The organism is Loktanella agnita, from assembly GCF_046640325.1.
GTDB classification, from domain to species: domain Bacteria; phylum Pseudomonadota; class Alphaproteobacteria; order Rhodobacterales; family Rhodobacteraceae; genus Yoonia; species Yoonia agnita.
The window spans coordinates 147266-169591 of record NZ_JBJMBF010000008.1 but is presented as its reverse complement, the minus strand read 5'-3'; the positions used below and the strand labels follow the sequence as shown (position 1 = coordinate 169591).

The following is a 22326-nucleotide window of genomic DNA, read 5'->3' as shown; positions in this document are numbered from 1 at the left end:
TAGCGGCCTTAACGCTGCCCCTGCGCTTCCATCAGCGCGCGCAGCAATTTTTCTTCGGACATATCGTCCTCGACTGGTTTGTCCTGTTCGGCACCCATCAGAAGTGACATGCTGTCTTCTTCTGGTTCGTCGACTTCGATCTGGCTTTGGTTGGCTTCGATCATCCGCTCGCGCAGATCGTCGGCTTGCTGGGTTTCTTCTGCAATTTCGCGCAGGGAGACAACAGGGTTTTTGTCGTTGTCGCGGTTCACGGTCAGCGCGGCACCAGACGAGATTTCGCGCGCCCGATGGGCTGCAAGCATCACCAGTTCAAACCGGTTGGGAACTTTATCGACGCAGTCTTCAACGGTCACGCGGGCCATGGACATACTCCAAAAGCAAGAGGTCAGGAAGGCGTCTGTCTAGAACGTCCAAAAGGGATTGACAAGCCCTGCGCGCCTTGCCTGAAAGTCTTTTTTTCAAGGCGGCCCATGGTCTGGCGCGTCCAGTCGGGTGATCGCGGCAAGATCTTCTGCCGGGCACTTGCGCAATAGGGCCGTCACAGATTCGCCCAGCACCGGATGCACCCAGTCCGGGGCAACATCGGCGAGCGGCACCAACACAAAGGCACGGTCCTGCAAGCGCGGATGCGGCAGGATCAATTGATCAGGTGCACGCTGTCGTTGTTCGGAAATCGACAGATCACGCCATGCGGCATACGTGGTCAAATCTGGAAACACGCTGTTTCCGACAGCAATCAGATCAAGGTCAAGCGTGCGCTGCCCCCAGCGATGTTTTCGCTCGCGCCTTGCTTCTGCCTCAATTGCGTGAAGTTTTGACAATATTTTTTCAGATGACGCATTTGTGTACAAGCCTATGACAGCATTCACAAAATCGGGACCTGCTTCTTTTGGGAACGCAGGGGTTTGATACAAATGACTTGAAATCACATCGCTTTCTGCGAAGCTTGTGATCACGTGCATCGCTTTTTTTATAGTTGTCGTTACGTCGCCCCAAATGGAATTTTGATTGCTGCCCAGCGCTATCAGCGTGAATTGGCCGAATTCGTTCATATTGGAGACTTGCCTCCGCATTCTGAAACCTTAATGTATGCTAGGTCTTGCATTACCAAAACCACTCAGGAGCGAACAACATCGCAAGACTGTTATTCGGAAGGACATTTAATGTTTTATCGGGACGAGCGATTGGCGCTCTTCATCGATGGCTCAAATCTATACGCAGCGGCTAAGTCTCTCGGATTTGACATCGATTACAAACTTCTTCGGCAAGAGTTTATGCGGCGTGGAAAGATGTTGCGCGCATTTTACTATACGGCCTTGCTGGAGAATGACGAATACTCACCTATTCGGCCGCTGGTGGACTGGCTCCATTATAACGGCTTCACCATGGTGACAAAGCCGGCCAAGGAATACACCGACAGTATGGGCCGGCGTAAGGTCAAGGGCAATATGGATATCGAACTTGCAGTCGATGCCATGGAATTGGCCCCCCATGTTGATCACGTCGTGCTATTCTCGGGTGACGGGGATTTCCGTCCACTGATCGAGGCGCTGCAGCGCAAAGGAGTGCGGGTCTCTGTCGTATCGACAATCCGCAGCCAGCCACCGATGATCGCAGATGAACTGCGCCGTCAGGCAGACAACTTTATCGAACTGGATGAATTACGTGACGTGGTGGGACGCCCGGCACGCGAACCCCGTCCGGAACCAGCCGCAGAAGTTTCGGAAGAAAGCTAATGCTGGGATGCGGCGGGGCAACCTGCCGCATCACCAAGGCGCATCATCCACTCATGGTGCGCCGTCCCGCCTCTGGACCTAATGCCTCAGAGCCCTTACCTCTGTACCAGTAACCGGAGGCCCCCATGACAAAACCCCCACTGACATTGTATCTTGCTGCGCCGCGCGGGTTTTGCGCCGGTGTGGACCGCGCCATCAAGATCGTCGAAATGGCTTTGGAAAAATGGGGCGCGCCCGTCTATGTCCGCCACGAGATCGTGCATAATAAATACGTCGTCGATGATCTGCGCGCCAAAGGAGCTGTGTTTGTCGAAGAGCTGGACGATTGCCCTGACGACCGCCCGGTGATCTTTTCGGCCCATGGTGTCGCGAAATCGGTGCCTGCCGCCGCGCAAGCCCGCGAGATGATCTATGTTGATGCCACCTGCCCGCTGGTCAGTAAGGTCCATATCGAGGCGCAACGCCATGCCGAGAATGGGTTGCAGATGATCATGATTGGCCATGCAGGCCACCCTGAAACCATCGGCACCATGGGTCAGTTGCCCGCAGGCGAAGTGCTTTTGGTAGAAACCCCCGCCGATGTCGCGAGGGTGCAGGTTCGCGATCCGTCAAAGCTTGCCTTTGTTACCCAGACCACACTGTCAGTCGATGACACAATTGATATTGTCGCCGCCCTGAAAGACCGGTTTCCCGCCATCGTTGGCCCACATAAAGAAGACATTTGCTACGCCACCACCAACCGGCAAGAGGCAGTCAAGGCAATGGCCCCGCAATGCGATGCGATGCTGGTCGTAGGGGCGCCTAATTCAAGCAACTCCAAACGGCTGGTCGAGGTCGGCGCGCGGGCGGGCTGCGCCTATGCCCAACTGGTCCAGCGTGCCACCGATATCGACTGGCGCGCGCTGGAAGGGATCGCATCCATGGGGATCACCGCTGGTGCATCAGCCCCAGAAGTGCTGATCAACGAGGTCGTTGACGCCTTCCGCGACCGCTATGATGTCACCGTCGAAATGGTCGTGACCGCTGAGGAAAACGTGGAATTCAAAGTGCCCCGCGTGCTGCGCGAACCAGCGTGAGCCAAAGGGCAATCTATCCACCCGGCCACGACGCGCGCAATATACCGCTGAGACTTTCACACAGTATAATATCAAACGGGCATCTGTTTCTGACCGGGATGACCGGCAGCGCGCCTGATGGCACCATGCCCGCCGATCCGGAAATGCAGTTTCGCGCCGCTTTTGATAAGATTGCAGCATCGCTCGCGGCTGCAGATAGCGATTTTGGGGCGGTCGTCGAAATGACAAGCTATCACATCGACATCGCAGCCCATTTTGAAACCTTTGAAGCAGTGCATGCTGCATACGTGCAACAGCCCTACCCGGCCTGGACCGCCGTCGAGGTGGCAGGGCTGCGTCGGGCCGGCGCATTGGTAGAAATCCGCGTGATTGCCAGGGCCGCCTGACCCGATATGCATGCGATCTAGGTCAAAAAGCTCTGCTGGAAATGGACTGGAGGCAGTAGAGATATTGCGGAGATCGCATCACCAAAGCGCTGCGCTATCATCGTCGCGGTGATCAATATGTGTATTTAAACCTCAACAGCGGTTTTCAGGCCCAGTTGACGGTGGACAGCGCGGGACGGGTCACCGATTATCCCGGTGTTTGCCGCATGGTGGAGCCGCACATATGATCAGTCTGCAATTTATCTTCACCGCATTGGTGGTTTGCATCGCGCCCGGCACGGGGGTGATCTACACGCTGGCGCTTGGGTTGGGACAGGGTCGCCGGGCCGCAATTGCAGCGGCTGTCGGCTGTACCTTCGGGATCGTGCCACATCTTGCAGCGGCCACGCTGGGTCTGGCGGCTCTGCTGCATACCAGCGCCCTGCTGTTTCAGGTCATAAAATTCGCCGGGGTCGCCTATCTGCTGTACCTTGCGTGGCAGGCGCTGCAATCCGACGGCGCGCTGGCAGTGCGGGCCGATAACGCAGGACAATCCAGCTTTGCCATTGCCCGGCGTGGGGCGCTGATCAATATTTTGAACCCCAAGCTGTCGATCTTTTTCCTCGCACTGCTACCGCCATTTCTGTCCGGCAATCCGGCAACCGCGACGGCCGAAATGGTCGGGCTTGGCGTGATCTTTATGGCGATGACGTTTGTGATCTTTGTCATCTACGGCGTTTTTGCCGCCTTTGCCCGCGATTGGGTCCTGCAAAGCGCGGCGATCATGCGCTGGCTGGGTCGCGCATTCGCCGGTATTTTTGCGGCCCTTGGCCTGCGTCTGGCACTGGAGAAAACATGACCCCGATTCCCCGCTCTGCCCTGATCCTTGGCCTTGCCGGGCTGATCCCGTTTCTTTGGGGCGCGATGACCGTGCTTTGGCCAGAGTTGGGCCTGTGGGGGCAATTGCGGATGGGCGGTCGCTTTGTCGGCCCCCATGTGCAACTTTTCTATGGCGCGGTGATCCTGTCGTTTATGTCGGGTGTGCTGTGGGGGTTTGGGACCAAGGCGACCGGACGGGCGGCCACTGCGGGGTATATTCTGTCGGTCATCCCTGCCCTTTGGGCGTTCCTGATGACCGGCGGTGGCCCGGTCACGGCAGCGATGAACCTGATCGTGGGTTTCCTTGCGCTGCTTCTGCTGGACTGGCATTTCTGGCGGTTGGCTTTGGCCCCGCCGTGGTGGATGCACCTGCGGGTGCTGCTGACCACAATCGTCGTTCTTACATTTCTTCCTGTGGTGCTCTGATGCCTGATGAAAAAACAATCGCGTGGTATAATGCCGCTGCGGAAAAATATGACCAACTGACCCGCACAGGCGCGCCAGGCGCGAACCTGCGCGCCTTTATGGCGCTGCTACCTGCCGGGGCAGAGGTGCTGGATCTTGGCTGTGGCCCGGCGCGGGCATCCGTGCACATGCGCGCGGCAGGGTTTCGGCCTGACCCGGTTGATGCATCACAGGGGCTTATTGATCTGGCGAATAACGCCCATGACATCGGTGCGCGCTATATGACCTTTGACGATCTGGATGCGACCGCCGCCTATGACGGCGTCTGGGCCAATTTCAGCCTGCTGCACGCCCCACATGCCGACCTGCCCCGGCATCTGCGCGCTATTGCCACCGCCCTGCGTTCCGAGGGTGTGTTTCATATCGGGATGAAAACCGGCACAGGCGAAGAACGTGATAGCTTGGACCGCAATTACACCTATGTCAGCGTCAACGAGCTTGAGCAGTTACTGCATGACGCGGGCTTCAAGGTTCTTGCGACGGAGGAAAGCGAAGAGCGCGGTGCCGCTGGCACGATGGACCCGATTGTGATTATCCGCGCCAAAAAACAAAGCTGAGCGTCCCCCACGGCGCGCTATTCGCGCTTGCGTTTCGGTGCCCAGCCGTGGAAACCCTCCGCAACTTATGTGACATGGGGAAACGAAAATGGCTGCACTTTTTGCCTATACCGATGGGGCCTGTTCGGGCAATCCCGGCCCCGGCGGCTGGGGTGCGCTGCTGATCGCCCGCGACGGGGATACCGTCGTTAAAGAGCGCGAGCTGAAAGGCGGTGAGCCGCAGACCACCAACAACCGCATGGAATTGCTGGCCGCGATCAACGCGCTAGAGACGCTTTCAAAATCAACCAAGCTGACCGTTGTGACTGACAGCTCTTATGTGAAAGACGGGATCACCAAATGGATTCACGGCTGGAAGAAAAAAGGCTGGAAGAAAAGCGGTGGACCGATCAAAAACCTTGAACTCTGGCAGCGGCTGGATGCGGCCAACGCGCGCCATGATGTGACTTGGGAATGGGTCAAAGGCCATGCGGGACACCCAGAAAACGAACGCGCTGACGCACTGGCGCGCGCGGGCATGGCGCCGTTCAAAAAATGACACTGCTCAGCCTGCTTGATTACGCCTCGGTCTTTGTTTTTGCTTTGTCGGGGGCATTGGTGGCCAGCCGGGCGCAGCTGGATATCTTTGGTTTTATCTTCATCGCGAGCCTGACGGCCGTCGGCGGCGGCACGCTGCGCGATATCATCCTGAACCGGGACACCGTGTTTTGGGTCGCCAATCCCGGCTATATCGGGCTTGCCGCCCTTGCAGCATTTTTGACCTTCTTCACGGCGCATCTGTTGGAAAGCCGCTATCGCGCGATCTTGTGGCTGGATGCCTGCGCGCTGGCCGTCGCGGTTCCGGCAGGTGTGGCCGTCGCACTGGCGATGGGGCAGCCACCGGCCATCGTTATCATCATGGGTATTGTCACCGGATGTTTCGGCGGTCTGATGCGGGATGTGGTCTGTAACGAGGTGCCGCTGGTCCTGCGCCAAGGCGAGCTTTATGTGACCTGCGCGCTGGCCGGGGCCTCTGTCACGCTGTTGGTCCTTTATACCGGTTTGCCCATGTCCGTGGCGCTGCTGGGCTGCGCGGCCACCACATTCGCCCTACGCGCGGGCAGTCTGCGCTTTGGCTGGCGGTTGCCCGTCTACAAGGCCTTTCCGCCGCGCCAATAGCCCGTCAGCTGACGCGCAGCACGATCTTTCCGATATGTTCGCTGCTCTCCATACGGGCATGGGCGGCGGCGGCATCGGTCAGGGCAAATTCCTGATCCATCACCGGCGCAACCCGTCCGGCATCAAGCAGCGGCCAGACATGACTGCGCAGCGCATCGGCGATCCGCGCTTTGGCCAGATCAGATTGCGGGCGCAGGGTTGATCCGGTCATTGTCAGACGCCGGGTCATCAGTTGGACCAAGCTCAGCTCTGCCTTGGGTCCTTGCAGGAAAGCGATCTGCACCAGCCGCCCATCATCCGCCAGCGCCTTGAGGTTCCGCTGAATATAGGACCCGCCAACCATATCGAGGATCACATCCGCGCCACCTTCGGCTTGCACTTTCGCGACGAAATCATCGGTTTTGTAATTGATTGCCAGATCCGCGCCCAAATCACTGCAGGCGGTGCATTTATCATCCGACCCCGCCGTCGCAAAAACCCGTGCGCCCATGACCCGCGCCAGTTGGATCGCCGTTGTGCCGATCCCGGAACTGCCACCATGGACAAGGAACCGCTCTCCCGCTTGCAGACCGCCACGCATGAATACATTCGACCAGACGGTGAAAAAGGTTTCGGGCAGGCAGGCTGCCTGTTTCAAGCTCAGACCGTCGGGGACTGGCAAGCAATGGGCGGCAGGGGTCGCCACATATTCCGCATAGCCGCCGCCGGGCAGTAGCGCGCAGACCTGATCGCCCGGTTGTGGCCATGTGACACCGGCACCGACCGATACGACCTCCCCGGCCGCTTCCAGCCCCGGCAAATCGCTGGCACCGGGGGGCGGGTTATAAAGCCCGGCCCGTTGCAGCGCGTCAGGCCGGTTCACCCCGGCATAGGCCACTTTGATTACCACCTGATCATAGGCAGGTTCGGGCATCGGGCGCTGGGTCAGGGTCAGAACCTCTGGCCCGCCCGGCTTGGAAATCTCGATTGCTTGCATGTCGGCCCCCTTCGGATGCTGTTTACACAGCTATGGAACAGGCGGGCCGGTTTGACAAACCCCTTGGGCGCTAGTTTGGATCGCGCCACACGCCGGGCAGATCGACCTCTGGGACCCGATTGGGGGCCTTGATCCCGGACAGCAGGCGCGACAGCGGGCCAGTGACAGGTTTCAGCAGTTGATTGTTGCGGACCTGCGCCTTGACCTGTTCAAACTGCATCACGTCGTCGATCCGCCGGTCGATAAAGGCATCGGTGGCCTGCGCGTCCAGACTGTCATCACCCAGCCAGTAAAGCACGACAGATGCATAGACACCCGACAATGTCAGCCGCTTTGTGTACCAGTTCACATCGCGCGAGGTATCGCCAAGCGCATCCCAGATCTTGTCGGCGGTGCCCCAGATGAGTTTTGACCCTTCAGGGGCCATATGTGGCAGGGCGAACAGGGCGGTGCCACGGCGGACGGCCTCTTTATCATCAATGGCGCGGACACGCAGGCGGATCGCATGGGCAACCTTGTCGCGGAACCGCATTTCGGACAGGTCAGCCTGCTTGAGGGCGGTCACCATCGCTGCATCGCCCCGTTCATGATAAGCGACGGCAAGGTCGATCGCGCCACGGGGGCATAGGGTGCGGGCATGGGCCGGGTCGATATCCACCTCGGCCACGGCGGCGTTAAAGGCGGATGGGGCCCAGCCCTCGAATGCGACGTGGGGCAATATGGCATCCAGCAGTTGATCTTTTGCAGGGTCGACAGGGGCGGTCATCATAGAGGCTCTCCTTCTTTGCGCAGGTACTAGACAAACTAGCCCGCCTTTGCTATCTGCCCACTTCCTGCAATTTTTGCAAATCCAACTTAGAGAGGTGGTGAAAACCACATGCAGGTTAGTGTTCGTGATAACAACGTCGATCAGGCGTTGCGTGCCCTGAAGAAAAAGCTTCAGCGCGAGGGCGTGTTCCGTGAAATGAAGCTCAAGCAGCATTTCGAAAAACCGTCCGTGCGCAAAGCACGCGAAAAAGCCGAAGCCATCCGCCGTCAGCGTAAGCTGGCGCGCAAGAAGCTGCAACGCGAAGGTCTGCTGTAAAGCAAACCCCGACGTGACAACGCGAACCCCGTCTGAGCAATCAGGCGGGGTTTTTTATGAAATTGCCGATGTATAGGGTCTTGGCGGGTCACAGTTCATAGCTAACGTCGCTTCAGCCAGCCGCTGGAACAATGGGCAGGGAGCGGTCTTTCGCTGCCAGTTACTCCAAGTTCTGCTTTGCGGATAGTGTTGAAAAAGTCCGTTGCTTGGTTGGTCTGCCGCTGATTCACTCTGTTTGAGAGTGGAGGTACGGCGATGATGGGACCAAGGCAGGTAGCGCAAGGCGCGCTGTTTTATGCGTTCTCGATTGAGGAGTTTGTGCCTGCTGATCATCCCTTGCGCGGCATAGATCGGTTTCTCGATTTATCTGACGTCCGCCCACTGCTGGCTTCATCCTATAACTCTCATGGACGTCCTTCGGTTGACCCTGAGTGATGATCCGGATGCTGCTGCATGGCTATTGCCAAGGCATCAGGTCTGAACGGCGGCTCTGTGAAGAGGTGCACGTCAACCTGGCGTACAGGTGGTTTTGCAAGCTCGACTTAACCGATCCGGTGCCTGACCATTCGACCTTTTCGAAGAACCGGCACGGCCGTTTCCGGCAGAGTGGCTTGTTCCACCACCTGTTTGAAACGGTGCGACAGCGATGCATCGATGAGGGCCTGGTCGGTGGCGAAAGCTTTGGCGTCGATGCAAGTCTGATCCCAGCGAATGCGAACCAAACACGCGGGATTGAAAGCAAGGAAGGTCTGCCCCCCGAACTGACCACTCGCGTGGTCGCTGAATATCTCGAAACGCTGGATGATGCGGCCTTTGGCGCGTCTACTAAAGTTGTGCCCAGATACATCTCACCAGTCGATCCCGACGCACGCTGGACAGGAGCAGATGGCGGGGCAACCTTCTTCGCATATTCCACCAACTATATGGTGGATTTGGACAATGCGGTGATCGTCGACATTGAACCGTTGGTTCCAATCAGAACTGCCGAGGCCTTTGCGGCACGCCGAATGATCGACCGGATTACCGATCGCTTTGACATGACACCCGACAAGATGGTCGGCGATACAGGCTATAGATCAGCGGAGATGTTGGGCTGGTTGGTGGAAGAGCGCGGTATCGCTCCACACATTCCGGTCTGGGATAAATCCAAACGAACGGACGGCACGTTCTCGCGCGAAGACTTCGTCTACGACCCCGCGACCGACAGCTACACATGCCCAGGCAACAAAGAGTTGCGAACATATCGCCGGCACTTCTCCAAGCCGCGAAAGGCAAACGGCGGCAAAGACGGCTTCATCCGATACCGCGCCTCAAAGCACGACTGCGATGCCTGCCCGCTCAAACCGCAGTGTTGTCCTGGCGACCCTGGTCGACGCGTGATGCGATCCGTCCACGAAGCAGTCGTCCGGCATAGGCCTCGGACCGATGGCGGCCCAATGCCGGACCGTCGCTCGCGATATCAGCAAAACCGATGCCTACATGACCTCGTTCATTCAGAGGCGGAAAGTCGAGATGCTGTTTGCCCATCTGAAGCGATACATCGGCGTACCGATGATGCGACTTGGAGGACCCAAAGGCGCATACGAACAGTTCCAGCTCGCGGCCACGGCACAGAACCTCAGAAAACTCGCCAAGCTGGTCCCGCAAACAGAACCAACAGGCTGAGAGGAACGGCCCAGCTGTTTTGGGCTTCGCCCATCGGAGACTCAAACCCCGACTTCTTCAACACTATCTGGACTGAGCGGTCATTGATGTCAGGTAAGTCGAACGGCCGCCTTTAACACTTGGCTACATGGGCAGGCCCAACGGTAGGTTGCGCGGCAATAAACGATACGAAAATATCGCCTTTGGGCTCTGAGAGCGCTTCCCCGAAGCCGAGAAGCGCTCGTCTTTTTCAGTTTCCGCGAGCCCAATCAAGCCGAACTGACCGTCCGGTCTATTCTTCGGAGACTACAGGAGCTCCCCCAATGTGAATGCCCTTTTCAGCAGCATCCAGCATAAAGCGAGCGACGGCGCTACGGCGAATCATCATACTTGGCTTTGGTGTGGTTGCGGTTCCAACGATCAGGCTTTTTTCCTTGTCGCTGTTGGACAGACCCATGGCGCGCACCAGCGTCCAGGACGCATCAGAGACACGAAATGCCTGTTCTACGCTATCGTGATCGGCGTATGCGTAGCTCAGCTTAGTGCGCTTGATCATGAATCGCATGAACCATGGGGCAGTTTCAAAACTGTCTCAGTCACCTGCGGCCGACAGGAAGACGACGCGCTTTTTGCCAAGCGCGATGATATTTTCTGCGACCTTGGATAGTATCATTTCGGTGGTGATCGGCTTTAACCACGGCGCGTCAGAGGCGCGCGGATTGTTGAGTGCCACCAGAATGGCGTCAGTTCCTTGATCTGCGCTCGCAAGGTCAGCGGCATTGGTGCGCGTGCCTTTGAACAGTTTCAGGCCATCCTGCGCTGCAATGCTGTCAGGATTACGGACCAAGGCAGTGACTTGGTGGCCTCGCGACAGGGCTTGGTCGACGATATGTTGGCCGGTGCGCCCGCTGGCGCCGAGTACGAGAAGTTTCATGTTGAGTTCCATTCAAGTGGTCGGGATTAGCCAAATTTGTAATTTGACACGGTGATGCCGGTCATTTCGCTGGTGTGGTGATAAATGCGCTCGGCCGGTTCATCTTCTGCGGCCCCGAGCGCGACAAAGATCGGCACAAGGTGGTCCTCTTCTTCGTGGCAGATGCGCGCAGCGGGGGCGCTTTCCCAGTCAAGCATGGTTCGCCGTCTTTTGTCGGGTGCCGCCATCATTGCCTCAAACAGCCATGCGTCGAACTCTGCCGAAGGCCCTTTGCTGTCGCCGCGGGTCAGGCGCTGGTTGTGAAAGTTCAGGCCCGATCCGACGATCACGATGCCCTCGTCGCGCAAGGGCTTCAGCGCCCGACCAATCGCAAAGTGATCTGCGGGATCATAGGATTTCAGCATCGACACCTGAAAGATCGGCATGTCCGCGTTCGGGTACATGACCTCCATCGGGGCAAAAAGCCCGTGGTCGAACCTACGATCGGGGTCGATATGTGCCGCAATCCCTGCCAGCTGCAACAGTTCGAGCGCGCGGGCGGCGACGTCTGGCGCGCCGGGGGCATCATAGGTGATTTCATAAGTATGCGGCAGGAAGCCCGAATAGTCGTAGATGATCGGCGGCTTGGCGGCACCCATGATCGCCACCTCGTCCTCTTCCCAATGACCCGAGATCATCAGGATCGCTTTGGGTCGTTCGCCGTGGTCTGCGATCATCTGCTTGAGAGAGGCTTCAAGCGGGGCGAAGAAGTCTCGCATCGGGGGGACCCAAGAGCACGGGCACCGCCATGGGAGATAAAGTAGGTGGGGAGTGGATTGGACACGCTATTCTCACTCGATTTTTTAGGATTCAAACTGCGGTTTTCGGACGGTCAGAAGGGGCATTCGTCGCAAGATGCCCCATCCAAATTTGAATTTGATGAAGCGTTCTATAGAGACTTTGGAATTGGCTGGGGCAGGCTAGAGCGCCTGCCAATAGGACCACTGATCTACCTGTGCACGTGTGGCAATATCGTCCGAATACAGGGCCGCTTCAGGCTTTCTGCCTGCCAAATAGACCGTGATGGCGCGGCTTTCTCAAATGATCACACCGTCGTCTCCAAGTGCAGGGACTTTCCAGTTCGGATTGATCGTACGATAGTCATCGGACTTGTTTTCACCGCCCATGACATTGATTTCAACGGTCTCTGCATCAAGGCCAAGCTCCAAAGCAACGGCCCAAACACGCAGGGTATTGGCTGAGAAGCTTCCATTATAGATTTTCATGATCGGGCTTTCTTTTTGACGTGTTGGGCCTGGCTTGATGTCGAGGCATCAAAACTATCCGCGCGTGGCGATTGGGGGCTTTGCGGCCACGGCCCCACAACACGATCAAGGCCAACGCGATGTAGACAGCGTTCAAGGGCAGCACGTCGAATTCACCGCGCATCGCGTGAAACCCGATAGCAAGAACCTGCAGCAGCACACAGGCCGCGGCGGCAAGAACAGTCAGGCGTGGCATGGTCCGTGTCAGCGAGGGCAGCAACAGCCCAAGACCACCAGCAATATCGACTACGCCGATGAAGCGCACGAAGGTTTCAGAATACTCGTCCACCCAAGGCATCATCGCAGCAAGGTCGGGAACGGCGTGAAAAGCTTCATCGCGCCGGACATGAAGAACAGGGCCGCACCAATCACTTGGGCTGCCCAGAGTCCGATATTGGTGTCCTTGGATACGGGTGCCACGTTTAATGTTGTGCTGATCATTTTTGTATTCCTTTCAGATCCGGACGGGGCATTCCCCGCCTGAGCCAGAGATACGGACATCGCGAAAACTAAAAAATAGGGATATTTTAGAAAAACACGTTCAGATAATCTGAATTTTATGGATGCGATCACTCTGGACCAGTGCACCGTCTTCCTGAGCATTGTCGAGGAAGGCAGCTTTGCCGCCGCCGCGCGAAAGCTCGGGCGCGCGCAATCGGCCATCACCTATGCTATTCAAAAACTAGAGGACCAAACCGGTGTTTTGCTGTTTGACCGGCAAGCCTATCGGCCCACGCTCACGGAACAGGGCCGTGCCTTGCTCCCACGTGTGCGCCGAGTATTGGATGACGTAGGCGAATTTCGTGTGCAGGCGCAAAGCATGGCGCAGGGCGTCGAGGCGGAGTTGGCGCTGGTGGTCGAGACGTTCTTACCGCTTTCGTTGATCGCAACAGCGCTGCAAAAATTCCAGGAAAGATATCCCATGGTGCAGCTCAGGATCAACGCGGTGCCCCCGATGGATGCAGCCCGCCAGCTTTTGTAGCATGACGCCGATTTTGGCTTGTTCCTGCAATCACCAAAGCCCGAGCCTAATTTGGAAAGACTGCACGTCGCAGAGATGGATTTTGTAGCCGTCGCCACGTCGGACCATCCGCTCGCGAAACTCCCGCCTCATTTCCCGAATGAGGCGATGCGCGATCATCTTCAAGTCGTTGTCTCAGACCCCAAAGCTGTAGGCGACGGCGCCGTTTTCGGTGTGGTGGCTGTTAATCAATGGCGCGTTAGCGACGTTCGGTTGCGCTATGATCTGGTCAAGGACGGGATCGGCTGGGGCTCCATGCCGCGACCGTTGGTGCAAGATGATCTGACCCGCGGCGACCTCGTGGAATTAAGGTCCATGCAATGGGGGTCGTCCAACACGATGCCGCGTTTCAAAACTGTTGTGACAACGTACAAAGATAGGTCATTGGGACCAGCTGGCGCTTTCCTCATGCAGTTGATTGCACACGGCGATAGGACCTAGGTCCTGAGAGAGCGATATCGCCAGATATTCCGCGCGACAGCGGCCAATATCCGCACCACATCCCTAAGGCTTAACCCGCACCTCGTGACACTCGACACCTGATTAACACCCATTGCAACTGCACCTAAGGCTGCCTCCGATAGCTCCAGCTCACTGCCTTCTTTAGCGAAGTCATGCAACTGTTCGGTCATTACATCTGGGGTCTCGATGATTTAGCAGTACATACGAAAGCGCACTCTGAGATAGGGACGTAATGCAACGCCAACGCTGCCGAATGGGCTTCCAGCAGACCTTAAATGTCATCTGATTTTGGGCAGGCGCGCATCCGCCATACAGGTTAGCTATGGCGACATGCCGTGATTGTATTTTCCAAGTCCGCTGCCACCGATCATGATCCGGTTAGCACGGCGCGCATCTGTTGTGCGCGCCGCCGGACGGCCCGTTTGGCCCTCTTGTCGATCGGGATGCTCTTCATCTTTAAACCTGAACCGCTGCGCGAAGGCGTGGTGTGAACCCTTGCCGCGCAACCATCGCGGCCTCAAAACAGAAAGCCTATTCGCCCCATGAAACTAGCTGCAGTCACCAATGAAGTCGCACCGCTGACCGCCCCGGGAACACTTGATACGATCCTGAAAACCGCCGTTGATCACGGTATCACCATTTTTGAGGCCCGCACCGTCGAGGCCAAGCGCTTTCCCCTGCTAACTGGTCAGGCGTGGGACGTGCTGAAAGGCGCGCGGGACAAATATGGCATCACCTACTCGGCTGCCTCTGCTGGTAACTTCATCGGCATGGAGGTCGGCAGTGACATGGTTGAGCTGCACAAGGGGGGTCTGTGGACCATGAGCATGGACATGGCTGAAAAGCTGGGGACCAACACGCTGATCACTTTCGCGCCCCAACGCAGCGCCACCGCTGATAAAGCCGAATTTGACCAAGTTGTTGACCTGTTGGGTGAGGTCGTCGACAGCGCAGCGGCCCGCGGTATCAACGTCCAGCTGGAAAACCTGCCAGGCACTTGGGCTGACACAAGCGATGCCTGCCTTGCCCTGCTTGAGGCCGTGAACCGCGACAGCTTTGGCTATGTTTGGGATACGGGCAACCTGTATGAGGCCGAAAAAGAGACCTTTGAAGCCGGTTTTGAAAAGCTCAAACCCTTCATCCGCAACGTGCACCTGAAAGACGGCCAGTTCATCGACGGCAATATGACATGGCAGCACTACGGGACAGGCGTGACCAATGTGAAGGGCCAGATCGAAGCGTTGAAGACCATCGGATACGACGGCACGCTGGCCTTGGAAGCCGCACGAATTCCGCACATCGAAGGCGACTTCGAGGCCTCTTTGGGCTATCTGCGCACGATCCTCTAACGCGGAATGACAGCCCCGCTCCGAGGGGTCTGGAACCAATCAAAGTGGCAGGGGATCCTGCCTGCCACTTTTTTGTTGCCCGATGCGGATTCTGTCAAAAACGCAGCGCCACAGCACGGCGAAATGGCCCGAGGGTTTTCGCATAGCGCCTAGATTTTCAGCGACGGTGGCCCCCATCATAGCACCGCCTAGATCGCGACTACAAAATGCCAAACGCAGTTAGGCAATTGAAAACGTTACCTAATGCAGCCCTTCGCCAAGGCCACGTACGGCATTCAAAATTTGCACATTGCCTTTGACTATGTCGTCAGTTGGCTTTGCTATTATACAAATCCATCCGCCGCCCTGCACAGTGATCGCACAATAATTCGCACCCCGGCATCGACTGGTTCCGAAGAAAAACGACCACAAAACAGGGAACACTTATGACCTACACTTTCAAAACTTTAACCCGCCGCACTGGCAAGTCTGTGACAGCCGCAATGCTGGCCGGCACGATCCTCAGCTCCACCATGACAGGTGCGGCGCAGGCCCAAGAAACTGTCGTTGTCGCCGTCAGCCCGCTTGGCGCGGACTCGAACCTCTATTGGACCACGACAGGCGCTTTCATCCTGCCGTCGCTGCAAACGCTGGTCGGGCAGGACCCTGAAACGGGCAAGTATGACAACAGCCAGCTGGCCGAAAGCTGGGAGCACAACGAAGACTTCACCTCGTGGACATTCCGCCTGCACCCCGAAGCCAAGTTCAATGGCGACTGGGGCCCTGTAACATCTGCAGATGTGGTTCACAGCTTCAACCTGCACATCGGCGACGATGCCAAGCTCAGCGGCATCAGCGCCTTCCGCGAGATCGAAGTGACTGCTGTTGACGATCAGACCGTCCGGTTTGACCTGCCATCGCCTGAGCCGAACTTTCTCTTCTCCCACGCCGGTCGCGGCTCGCTGGCGATTTACAGCACGGCCCAGTTCGACGCCGAGGGCATCGAAGGATACGAGACCGCCCCCGCAGGCTCTGGTCCGTTCCAATACGAAGGCCGCGAAACCGGTCAATCGATCACATTCAGCACTATTCAGGACCACTGGAGCGGTGTCAGCGCCGACTATGACGCGATCGAATTCCGCTGGGTGAGCGAGCCGTCCACACGTCTTGCCATGCTCTCTGCCGGTGAGGCGCACGCCGTCACCCTGCCCCGCGATCTGCAAGACGATGCAGCCGAGGCCGGCCAGACCATTCTGGCGTCCAGCGAAGGCGCGATGCAGACAACGATGCTGTTCACCGGCCAGTTCCTGAACCCCGAAGCCGAAGAAAACCGCGACGCCCGCACCTATGCTTGGGCCGACGTGCGGGTTCGCGAAGCGATGAACCGCGCGCTGGACCGTGATGCCATCCTCGAGGCGCTTTATGGCCCCGAAGTGCGCAAACTGCCGGTCTACACCATGGACCCGCGTTTTGAAGGATACTCAGAAGACCTCGAAGCACGCTTCGACGACGCCTATGGCTACGATCCTGAACGAGTGGCGGAATTGCTGGAAGAAGCAGGCTACCCCGACGCCTTCGACAATCCGAAGATCCCGCTTGTGGTGACCAGCCTTGCAGGCAACCCCGAGTTCGCGCAGATGGCCGAACTTGTGCAGGCCTATTTCGACATCGCCGGTATCCAGACCGAGATGCGCGAACAGGACTGGGCGACGGGCAACACTGCGATCCGCGGCTTCTCGGCTGATTTCGTGACGCCAATGCGCAACGCACCGGTCCGTCCAAGCGCGCTTGGGGTTCAGATTTTCTTCACCTCGCAGGCCAGCCCGCACCTTGATGTCGGCGATCCTGAACTGAACGCCATGGGTGCCGCACTGGTCGAAGAAACCGATCCCGAACAGCGTGACGCGACCCTGAACGAGATGTTCACACGCATCTTTGACAGCTACGCCCACCTGCCGATGGCGACGGTGCCTGCCTCTGTGGCGGTGAACAGCGACCTTGTCGAAAGCTGGACCTTCCCGGGTTCGACATCCTCAGGCCTGAGCCATTTCGAATTGATCGACCTTTCGGATTGATCGACCTGACGTAACTCTCGTCGGCGCATCAGGACGGGGCGGATCCTCCCGGCCCCGTCCTGATTGCACGTAAGGAAACACATAATGCTGCGCTATGTCCTGCTCAGGGTCTCTTCGAGCCTCTTTGCACTTTTGATCATTACGATGATCGTCTTCTCTCTTTCACAGCTTTCGGGCAGTCCGGTGGATGCGCTTTTGCCGGATGACGCCACACAGGAACAGATCGACCTATTCATCAGCGAATGGGGTCTGGATCAGCCGTTGTGGAAACAATACGTCACATTCCTTGGCAACGCCGTTCAGGGCGATTTCGGGGTCTCCCTCAAATGGCCCGGTGAAAACGCTATGGGTTTTGTGATGGACCGTATGCCCGCGACCCTAAAGCTGGGCGGGCTGTCGATCCTGATTACGCTCGTCATTGCCCTGCCGTTGGGCATTGCCGCCGCAGTCTACAAAGGATCGCTGATCGACAAATTCGCGCAGGGCTTTGCGCTGATGGGGCAATCCATGCCGAACTTCTGGCTCGGCATCGTGCTGATCTGGGTTTTTTCAGTCTGGCTCGGCTGGTTGCCGACCTCTGGTATCGGGACGTTCGCACATCTGGTGCTTCCGGCGATTGCTATTGCGTGGTTCCAGATTTCAGCGCTGGCACGGTTGACCCGCTCTGCCATGCTCGAGGTGCTGGACGCCGAATATATCAAACTGGCCCGCGTCAAAGGGGCCTCCGAATGGGCGGTCGTGTTCAAGCACGCGCTGCGCAATGCGGCTGTAGTGCCGCTGACCTACTTCGGCATCCTTGCCGCATCGATCCTGACGGGTTCGGTCGTCATTGAATCAGTCTATTCCTACCCCGGCATGGGCTGGGTCGCGATCGAGGCGATCCGTGGCCGCGACTTCCCCGTCGTGCAGGCCGTGATCATCGCCTACGCCGTTATTTATATGCTCTCCAACCTTCTCGTCGACTTGCTCTACGTCGTCGTCAACCCGAGGATCCGACATGGTTGAGGTTACAACACCAACGCGCACAGGCCCCAGCATCTGGCGGCAGTTGCGTGAGCTTCCACTGCTGCCAATCATTGTATTGCTGACAGTGTTCATCATTCCGGCCTTCTTTGCCGATTTTATCGCCTTGCACGACCCCTACATCCCCAACTTGCATCGGCGTTTGCAACCGCCTGTCGGCTTCGGGGGCACATGGGACTACCCGTTCGGCACCGACCGTCTGGGCCGCGATATCTACAGCCGGATCGTGCATGGCGCATGGTATGTGCTCGCGGTTTCGATGATCGGGATTGCGGTCGGCGTGGTTATCGGCACGACACTAGGTCTGATCGCCGGATATGTGCGCGGCTGGTTTGACGGGCTGGTCATGCGTCTGGTCGATATTTCGCTAGCGCTGCCCGCGATGCTTCTGGCGCTGGCGTTGGCCGCAGCCATCGGTGCAAGCTTCTTGTCCGTGGTGATCGTGGTCGGTTTCGCACTCTGGGCCTATTTCGCACGGCAAGTGCGGGCCGAGGTGCTGTTGCTGCGCGATGCGGATTTCGTAGCACGGTCGCGCGTTGCGGGGTCATCGCACGCCCGTATCCTGTTCCGCCACATCCTGCCAAATGTCACCAACACCATCGTGGTGCTTGCTACATTGCAGGTCGGCATCGCGATCATGCTAGACGCATCGCTCAGCTTTCTGGGCATTGGTATCCCGCGTCCGACACCGACTTGGGGGCTGCTCGTTTCTGACGGGCGCGACTTCATCGCCACCGACTGGTGGATCGCCTTCTTCCCCGGCTTTGCCATCATGCTGACCGTGCTTTCGGTCAACATGATCGGTGACTGGCTTCGTGACATCCTCGACCCAAGACTAAAGCAGGTTTGATATGAACACCCAAGACACAGGCCCCCTGCTAAACGTCAGGAACCTAAAGGTTGAGCTTACCACCAAGGCCGGAAGCTTCTTTCCGGTTAACGATCACAGCTTTTCGGTTCAGGCCGGAGAGACGCTGGGCATTGTCGGAGAATCCGGCTCTGGCAAATCGATGACGGCCATGTCGCTGATGCGGCTGCTGCCCAAGCATGCGGCGAAAATCCGCGGCGGCAGCGTTAAACTGGACGGGCGCGAGCTGATGACCCTGAACGAAAAGGAAATGCGTCAGGTGCGCGGGGCGGATATCTCCATGATACTGCAAGACCCGCAAACCTCGCTCAATCCGGCGTTCACCGTTGGCAGCCAGATCGGCGAAGCCTTGAAGCTGCACAGCGACGCCCCCCGCAAGACCCTGCGCGAACGCACCATCGACGCGCTGCGACGGGTCAAGGTTGCCGCACCCGAACATCGGGTCGACAATTATCCCGGCGAAATGAGCGGCGGAATGCGGCAACGTGTTGTCGGCGCCATCGCTATTTCCTGCCGCCCCAAGGTCATCATCGCGGATGAGCCGACGACCTCGTTGGATGTGACGGTGCAGGCGCAATACCTACGGCTGCTTAAGCAGTTGCAGGATGACACCGGTATGGCGATCCTGTTCATCACCCATGACTTCGGCATTGTCGCGAACCTGTGTCACAACGTCATCGTGATGTATGCGGGCCGCATTGTTGAATCCGGTCCGGTGGCGAAAATCTTTGCCAATCCGGCGCACCCCTATACCGAAGCGCTGATTGCTGCCGTGCCCAGTTTGCACGGCCATCAAGGACGTCTGACCACCATTCCCGGTCAGCCCCCTGCCCCGACCGACAAGATCACCGGCTGCCCTTTCGCCCCGCGTTGCGCCTATGCCGATGACAAATGCCGCGCAGAAGCGCCGCCCACCGTCGCCGCAGATTCCGTCGGCGATCACACAACAAGCTGCTGGAGAGCCGTGCCCGCATGACCGATACACCCATTCTTGAGGCGCGCGACCTGTCAAAGCACTACGCCGTCAGCGCCGGTATGTTCACCACCGAAACCCGCACCGTGCGGGCTGTCGACAACCTGAATTTCCAGATCGCCAAGGGCGAGACCCTTGCGTTGGTCGGGGAATCCGGGTGCGGCAAAACCACGACCACACGCCTGTTGTTGCGCCTGCAAGACCCGACAAACGGCGCCGTCCGGTTCAACGGCGATGATATCAGCACACTGTCGGCAGGCGGATTGCGCCACTACCGCTCGAAGGTGCAGGCGGTGTTTCAGGATCCCTGGTCCTCGATCAACCCGCGGGTCCGTATCCGCGATTTCGTTGCCGAACCGCTGATCGTGAACGAAAAGCTGACCGCCGGAGAGGTGGACCGCCGCGTGCACGAAGCGCTTGATGCGGTCGGCATGGGCCCTGCCCACGCGCGCAAATATCCGCACGAGTTTTCTGGTGGCCAACGTCAGCGGATCGCCATCGCCAGCGCGATGGTGTCGCGCCCTGATCTGGTGGTGCTGGATGAACCTGTGTCGGGGTTGGATGTGTCGATCCGCTCGCAGATCATCAACCTGTTGAAAGACATGCAGGCCGAATACGGCGTCAGCTTTCTGCTGGTGGCGCATGATCTGGCGACAACGCGATACCTCGCAGATCGGGTCGCGGTGATGTATCTGGGATCAATCGTTGAGATGGGCGACACCGACGCCGTGTTCGACACCCCGAACCACCCCTATACAGAGGCGCTTTTGTCTGCGGCCCTGCCCAGCACACCTGGCACACGACGGGACGAGATCATCCTGGGCGGCGAAGTGCCCTCGCCCATGTCGCCCCCCGACGGCTGTACCTTCCACCCGCGCTGCCACCGCAAGATCGGTGAGATTTGCCAGACCGAAGCGCCCAAGCTGGCGGTGCAACCAGACGGCCGCTGTGTCGGGTGCCACCTGTATAGCTGACAGGGCTTTGCACATAGAACATCAGAAGGCGGGCCTGTCAGGCCCGCCTTTTTTTTGTCTCTTCCAATGTCTGACCACGCAATGCGCGCACAAAAAAGCGCCCAAAACTGCAAAGCAATTTCGGACGCCTCAGGTTGATGTCGTAGGGGGAGAGTTTACGACAGGTTCGCGACCGCCTCGGCGATTTTCGCACAAGCGGCCTCGATCACCTCCATCGAAGTTGCGGTGGAGATACGGAAATACGGCTCTAGCCCATAGGCGCCCCCGTGGACGGAGGCCACGCCAGCCTGTTCCAGCAGATAGAGAACGAAATCGAGGTCGTTCTCGATTGTGTCACCCTCTGGTGTGGTTTTGCCAATGACGCCCGCGCAGCTGGGGTAGAGGTAGAACGCGCCATCGGGCAACGTGCAGCTGAGGCCGTCAATCTCGTTGATCAACGCATAGGCGCGGTCGCGGCGCTCTTTATAGACCTCGACCGTTTTGCCAACAGCCTTTTGCGGCCCCAACAGCGCGGCGGCAGCGGCGGCCTGACTGATGGACGACGGGCAGGACGACATCTGCGATTGCAGCTTGTTGATCGCGTCGATCAGGAACTTCGGCCCGACCGCATAGCCGATCCGCCAGCCTGTCATCGCATAGGATTTGGACACGCCGTTCACCACAAGCGCCTGTTCGGCCAGGTCTGGAGCGACGCCCAGAATGCTTTCGGTTTTGAAGTTTGCGTACCAGATCCGGTCATAGATTTCGTCGCACATCACCAGCACATGGGGGTGGCGTTTCACCACCGCGGCCAAGGCGCGCAATTCGTCGCCGTTATAGGCCGTGCCCGTCGGATTGGACGGAGAGTTCAGGATTACCCAGCGGGTTTTGGGCGTGATCGCGGCCTCAAGCGCTTCTGGTGTCAGTTTGAAGCCTACATCTTCGCCGCACTCGACAATCACGGGTGTGCCGCCATTGGCGATGACCATATCGGGGTAGGAGACCCAATAGGGCGCAGGCACGATGACTTCGGTGTCTTCTTCGACCGTGGCCATCATCGCGACAAACAGGATCTGCTTGGCGCCGCCGCCCACGCAAATCTGGTCAAGCCCGCAGTCGATCCCCAGACGGGTGGAAAAGTCGTGCTGGACGCCCTTGCGCAGCTCTTCGGTGCCGTTGACGGCGGTATATTTGGTATCACCTTCGGTGATCGCTTGGATGCCGGCCTGTTTGATATCCTCGGGGGTGTCGAAATCAGGCTCGCCCACGGTCAGGTTCAGGATCTCGCGGCCCTGCGCCTTGAGGTCGCGCACCTTCTGTGCGGCGGCGACGCTCGGGGACACGCGGATCGAGGTTACGCGGTTGGCTAGTTTCTGGGTTGTCACGGTTATCTCTCCTGAGACGTCAGTATTAGTGTTTTAGGTGGCCCCGCCCGCCGATGCGGA

Annotated in this window: 26 protein-coding genes and 3 pseudogenes; 19 read left to right on the top strand and 10 right to left on the bottom strand. The window is 58.2% G+C overall.

Annotation, left to right across the window (positions count from 1 at the left end; all coding sequences use genetic code 11):
- Positions 1–8: 8 nt before the first annotated feature.
- Complete coding sequence (rpoZ, locus tag ACJ5NV_RS11295) at positions 9–362, bottom strand: DNA-directed RNA polymerase subunit omega (protein WP_411643783.1); 354 nt, start codon at positions 360–362, stop codon at positions 9–11.
- Between the two features lie 96 nt (positions 363–458).
- The gene (folK, locus tag ACJ5NV_RS11290; RefSeq protein ID WP_411643850.1) at positions 459–1052 is read right to left on the bottom strand and encodes a 2-amino-4-hydroxy-6-hydroxymethyldihydropteridine diphosphokinase; all 594 of its coding nucleotides are present in this window, start codon (positions 1050–1052) and stop codon (positions 459–461) included.
- Between the two features lie 111 nt (positions 1053–1163).
- Between folK and ACJ5NV_RS11285 the strand changes: the two genes are divergently transcribed.
- From ACJ5NV_RS11285 to ACJ5NV_RS11250, 8 genes are all read left to right on the top strand, one after another.
- A complete protein-coding gene (locus ACJ5NV_RS11285; RefSeq protein ID WP_411643782.1) occupies positions 1164–1736 on the top strand; it encodes a LabA-like NYN domain-containing protein in 573 nt (190 codons plus the stop codon).
- Positions 1737–1861: 125 nt separating this feature from the next.
- The gene (ispH, locus tag ACJ5NV_RS11280; RefSeq protein ID WP_411643781.1) at positions 1862–2812 is read left to right on the top strand and encodes a 4-hydroxy-3-methylbut-2-enyl diphosphate reductase; all 951 of its coding nucleotides are present in this window, start codon (positions 1862–1864) and stop codon (positions 2810–2812) included.
- On the top strand, positions 2809–3198 hold the full coding sequence (locus ACJ5NV_RS11275) for a Rid family hydrolase (RefSeq protein ID WP_411643780.1): 390 nt from the start codon (positions 2809–2811) through the stop codon (positions 3196–3198). The genes ispH and ACJ5NV_RS11275 overlap by 4 nt, the downstream gene beginning before the upstream one ends.
- A gap of 223 nt (positions 3199–3421) precedes the next feature.
- Positions 3422–4036, top strand: a complete 615-nt coding sequence (locus ACJ5NV_RS11270; RefSeq protein WP_411643779.1) for a LysE family translocator — start codon at positions 3422–3424, stop codon at positions 4034–4036.
- A complete protein-coding gene (locus tag ACJ5NV_RS11265; protein WP_411643778.1) occupies positions 4033–4482 on the top strand; it encodes a DUF3429 domain-containing protein in 450 nt (149 codons plus the stop codon). Before ACJ5NV_RS11270 ends, ACJ5NV_RS11265 begins: the two co-directional genes overlap by 4 nt.
- Entirely contained in the window at positions 4482–5078 is a 597-nt protein-coding gene (locus ACJ5NV_RS11260; RefSeq protein WP_411643777.1) for a class I SAM-dependent DNA methyltransferase, read from the top strand. The genes ACJ5NV_RS11265 and ACJ5NV_RS11260 overlap by 1 nt, the downstream gene beginning before the upstream one ends.
- 88 nt (positions 5079–5166) lie before the next feature.
- Complete coding sequence (gene rnhA / locus ACJ5NV_RS11255) at positions 5167–5616, top strand: ribonuclease HI (protein ID WP_411643776.1); 450 nt, start codon at positions 5167–5169, stop codon at positions 5614–5616.
- Positions 5613–6236: a trimeric intracellular cation channel family protein gene (locus tag ACJ5NV_RS11250; protein ID WP_411643775.1), complete on the top strand. Its 624-nt coding sequence runs from the start codon at positions 5613–5615 to the stop codon at positions 6234–6236. The genes rnhA and ACJ5NV_RS11250 overlap by 4 nt, the downstream gene beginning before the upstream one ends.
- Before the next feature lie 4 nt (positions 6237–6240).
- Here the strand turns inward: ACJ5NV_RS11250 and ACJ5NV_RS11245 are convergent, their stop codons facing one another.
- Both ACJ5NV_RS11245 and ACJ5NV_RS11240 read right to left on the bottom strand, forming a co-directional pair.
- Positions 6241–7212: an NAD(P)H-quinone oxidoreductase gene (locus ACJ5NV_RS11245; protein WP_411643774.1), complete on the bottom strand. Its 972-nt coding sequence runs from the start codon at positions 7210–7212 to the stop codon at positions 6241–6243.
- Between the two features lie 70 nt (positions 7213–7282).
- Positions 7283–7981, bottom strand: a complete 699-nt coding sequence (locus ACJ5NV_RS11240; protein ID WP_411643773.1) for a COQ9 family protein — start codon at positions 7979–7981, stop codon at positions 7283–7285.
- Between the two features lie 108 nt (positions 7982–8089).
- On the opposite strand from ACJ5NV_RS11240, the gene rpsU reads away from it, so the two are divergent.
- A complete protein-coding gene (gene rpsU, locus ACJ5NV_RS11235; RefSeq protein ID WP_008231221.1) occupies positions 8090–8296 on the top strand; it encodes a 30S ribosomal protein S21 in 207 nt (68 codons plus the stop codon).
- A 255-nt stretch (positions 8297–8551) separates the two neighbouring features.
- Positions 8552–9961: pseudogene (locus ACJ5NV_RS11230) on the top strand (transposase).
- A 271-nt stretch (positions 9962–10232) separates the two neighbouring features.
- Here ACJ5NV_RS11230 and ACJ5NV_RS11225 read toward each other — a convergent pair.
- The 5 genes and pseudogenes from ACJ5NV_RS11225 to ACJ5NV_RS11205 all read right to left on the bottom strand — a co-directional run bounded on the left by ACJ5NV_RS11225 (position 10233) and on the right by ACJ5NV_RS11205 (position 12619).
- Positions 10233–10874 (bottom strand): annotated as a pseudogene (locus tag ACJ5NV_RS11225) (NAD(P)-dependent oxidoreductase).
- 26 nt (positions 10875–10900) lie between these two features.
- Entirely contained in the window at positions 10901–11632 is a 732-nt protein-coding gene (locus ACJ5NV_RS11220) for a DODA-type extradiol aromatic ring-opening family dioxygenase (RefSeq protein WP_411643772.1), read from the bottom strand.
- Between the two features lie 318 nt (positions 11633–11950).
- Entirely contained in the window at positions 11951–12139 is a 189-nt protein-coding gene (locus tag ACJ5NV_RS11215) for a glutathione S-transferase family protein (protein ID WP_411643771.1), read from the bottom strand.
- Complete coding sequence (locus tag ACJ5NV_RS11210) at positions 12126–12467, bottom strand: DoxX family protein (protein WP_411643770.1); 342 nt, start codon at positions 12465–12467, stop codon at positions 12126–12128. Before ACJ5NV_RS11210 ends, ACJ5NV_RS11215 begins: the two co-directional genes overlap by 14 nt.
- 8 nt (positions 12468–12475) lie before the next feature.
- On the bottom strand, positions 12476–12619 hold the full coding sequence (locus tag ACJ5NV_RS11205) for a hypothetical protein (RefSeq protein ID WP_411643769.1): 144 nt from the start codon (positions 12617–12619) through the stop codon (positions 12476–12478).
- A 118-nt stretch (positions 12620–12737) separates the two neighbouring features.
- Between ACJ5NV_RS11205 and ACJ5NV_RS11200 the strand changes: the two genes are divergently transcribed.
- From ACJ5NV_RS11200 to ACJ5NV_RS11160, 9 genes and pseudogenes are all read left to right on the top strand, one after another.
- Positions 12738–13160, top strand: coding sequence for a LysR family transcriptional regulator (locus ACJ5NV_RS11200; protein WP_411643768.1), 423 nt, complete (start codon positions 12738–12740; stop codon positions 13158–13160).
- A 15-nt stretch (positions 13161–13175) separates the two neighbouring features.
- Positions 13176–13640 (top strand): annotated as a pseudogene (locus ACJ5NV_RS11195) (LysR substrate-binding domain-containing protein); the annotation flags it as partial.
- 356 nt (positions 13641–13996) lie between these two features.
- Positions 13997–14152, top strand: coding sequence for a hypothetical protein (locus ACJ5NV_RS11190; RefSeq protein WP_411643767.1), 156 nt, complete (start codon positions 13997–13999; stop codon positions 14150–14152).
- 51 nt (positions 14153–14203) lie between these two features.
- On the top strand, positions 14204–15010 hold the full coding sequence (locus tag ACJ5NV_RS11185) for a sugar phosphate isomerase/epimerase family protein (RefSeq protein WP_411643766.1): 807 nt from the start codon (positions 14204–14206) through the stop codon (positions 15008–15010).
- Positions 15011–15435: 425 nt separating this feature from the next.
- Entirely contained in the window at positions 15436–17064 is a 1629-nt protein-coding gene (locus tag ACJ5NV_RS11180; protein WP_411643765.1) for an ABC transporter substrate-binding protein, read from the top strand.
- A gap of 84 nt (positions 17065–17148) precedes the next feature.
- Positions 17149–18069: an ABC transporter permease gene (locus ACJ5NV_RS11175; protein WP_411643764.1), complete on the top strand. Its 921-nt coding sequence runs from the start codon at positions 17149–17151 to the stop codon at positions 18067–18069.
- Positions 18062–18937 (top strand): ABC transporter permease, encoded by an 876-nt coding sequence (locus ACJ5NV_RS11170; protein ID WP_411643763.1) that lies wholly within the window; start codon positions 18062–18064, stop codon positions 18935–18937. Before ACJ5NV_RS11175 ends, ACJ5NV_RS11170 begins: the two co-directional genes overlap by 8 nt.
- Position 18938: 1 nt before the next feature.
- The gene (locus ACJ5NV_RS11165) at positions 18939–19931 is read left to right on the top strand and encodes an ABC transporter ATP-binding protein (RefSeq protein WP_411643762.1); all 993 of its coding nucleotides are present in this window, start codon (positions 18939–18941) and stop codon (positions 19929–19931) included.
- Complete coding sequence (locus ACJ5NV_RS11160; protein WP_411643761.1) at positions 19928–20902, top strand: ABC transporter ATP-binding protein; 975 nt, start codon at positions 19928–19930, stop codon at positions 20900–20902. Before ACJ5NV_RS11165 ends, ACJ5NV_RS11160 begins: the two co-directional genes overlap by 4 nt.
- A 155-nt stretch (positions 20903–21057) precedes the next feature.
- Here the strand turns inward: ACJ5NV_RS11160 and ACJ5NV_RS11155 are convergent, their stop codons facing one another.
- Complete coding sequence (locus ACJ5NV_RS11155) at positions 21058–22266, bottom strand: aspartate transaminase (protein ID WP_411643760.1); 1209 nt, start codon at positions 22264–22266, stop codon at positions 21058–21060.
- Positions 22267–22326 lie beyond the last annotated feature (60 nt).

Excerpts from the sequence above, each read along its gene's own strand:
- rpoZ (WP_411643783.1), bottom strand. The coding sequence starts at position 362 with ATGGCCCGCGTGACCGTTGAAGACTGCGTCGATAAAGTTCCCAACCGG.
- folK (WP_411643850.1), bottom strand. The coding sequence starts at position 1,052 with ATGAACGAATTCGGCCAATTCACGCTGATAGCGCTGGGCAGCAATCAA.
- ACJ5NV_RS11285 (WP_411643782.1), top strand. The coding sequence starts at position 1,164 with ATGTTTTATCGGGACGAGCGATTGGCGCTCTTCATCGATGGCTCAAAT.
- ispH (WP_411643781.1), top strand. The coding sequence starts at position 1,862 with ATGACAAAACCCCCACTGACATTGTATCTTGCTGCGCCGCGCGGGTTT.
- ACJ5NV_RS11270 (WP_411643779.1), top strand. The coding sequence starts at position 3,422 with ATGATCAGTCTGCAATTTATCTTCACCGCATTGGTGGTTTGCATCGCG.
- ACJ5NV_RS11265 (WP_411643778.1), top strand. The coding sequence starts at position 4,033 with ATGACCCCGATTCCCCGCTCTGCCCTGATCCTTGGCCTTGCCGGGCTG.
- ACJ5NV_RS11260 (WP_411643777.1), top strand. The coding sequence starts at position 4,482 with ATGCCTGATGAAAAAACAATCGCGTGGTATAATGCCGCTGCGGAAAAA.
- rnhA (WP_411643776.1), top strand. The coding sequence starts at position 5,167 with ATGGCTGCACTTTTTGCCTATACCGATGGGGCCTGTTCGGGCAATCCC.
- ACJ5NV_RS11250 (WP_411643775.1), top strand. The coding sequence starts at position 5,613 with ATGACACTGCTCAGCCTGCTTGATTACGCCTCGGTCTTTGTTTTTGCT.
- ACJ5NV_RS11245 (WP_411643774.1), bottom strand. The coding sequence starts at position 7,212 with ATGCAAGCAATCGAGATTTCCAAGCCGGGCGGGCCAGAGGTTCTGACC.
- ACJ5NV_RS11240 (WP_411643773.1), bottom strand. The coding sequence starts at position 7,981 with ATGATGACCGCCCCTGTCGACCCTGCAAAAGATCAACTGCTGGATGCC.
- rpsU (WP_008231221.1), top strand. The coding sequence starts at position 8,090 with ATGCAGGTTAGTGTTCGTGATAACAACGTCGATCAGGCGTTGCGTGCC.
- ACJ5NV_RS11220 (WP_411643772.1), bottom strand. The coding sequence starts at position 11,632 with ATGCGAGACTTCTTCGCCCCGCTTGAAGCCTCTCTCAAGCAGATGATC.
- ACJ5NV_RS11215 (WP_411643771.1), bottom strand. The coding sequence starts at position 12,139 with ATGAAAATCTATAATGGAAGCTTCTCAGCCAATACCCTGCGTGTTTGG.
- ACJ5NV_RS11205 (WP_411643769.1), bottom strand. The coding sequence starts at position 12,619 with ATGATCAGCACAACATTAAACGTGGCACCCGTATCCAAGGACACCAAT.
- ACJ5NV_RS11200 (WP_411643768.1), top strand. The coding sequence starts at position 12,738 with ATGGATGCGATCACTCTGGACCAGTGCACCGTCTTCCTGAGCATTGTC.
- ACJ5NV_RS11185 (WP_411643766.1), top strand. The coding sequence starts at position 14,204 with ATGAAACTAGCTGCAGTCACCAATGAAGTCGCACCGCTGACCGCCCCG.
- ACJ5NV_RS11180 (WP_411643765.1), top strand. The coding sequence starts at position 15,436 with ATGACCTACACTTTCAAAACTTTAACCCGCCGCACTGGCAAGTCTGTG.
- ACJ5NV_RS11175 (WP_411643764.1), top strand. The coding sequence starts at position 17,149 with ATGCTGCGCTATGTCCTGCTCAGGGTCTCTTCGAGCCTCTTTGCACTT.
- ACJ5NV_RS11170 (WP_411643763.1), top strand. The coding sequence starts at position 18,062 with ATGGTTGAGGTTACAACACCAACGCGCACAGGCCCCAGCATCTGGCGG.
- ACJ5NV_RS11165 (WP_411643762.1), top strand. The coding sequence starts at position 18,939 with ATGAACACCCAAGACACAGGCCCCCTGCTAAACGTCAGGAACCTAAAG.
- ACJ5NV_RS11160 (WP_411643761.1), top strand. The coding sequence starts at position 19,928 with ATGACCGATACACCCATTCTTGAGGCGCGCGACCTGTCAAAGCACTAC.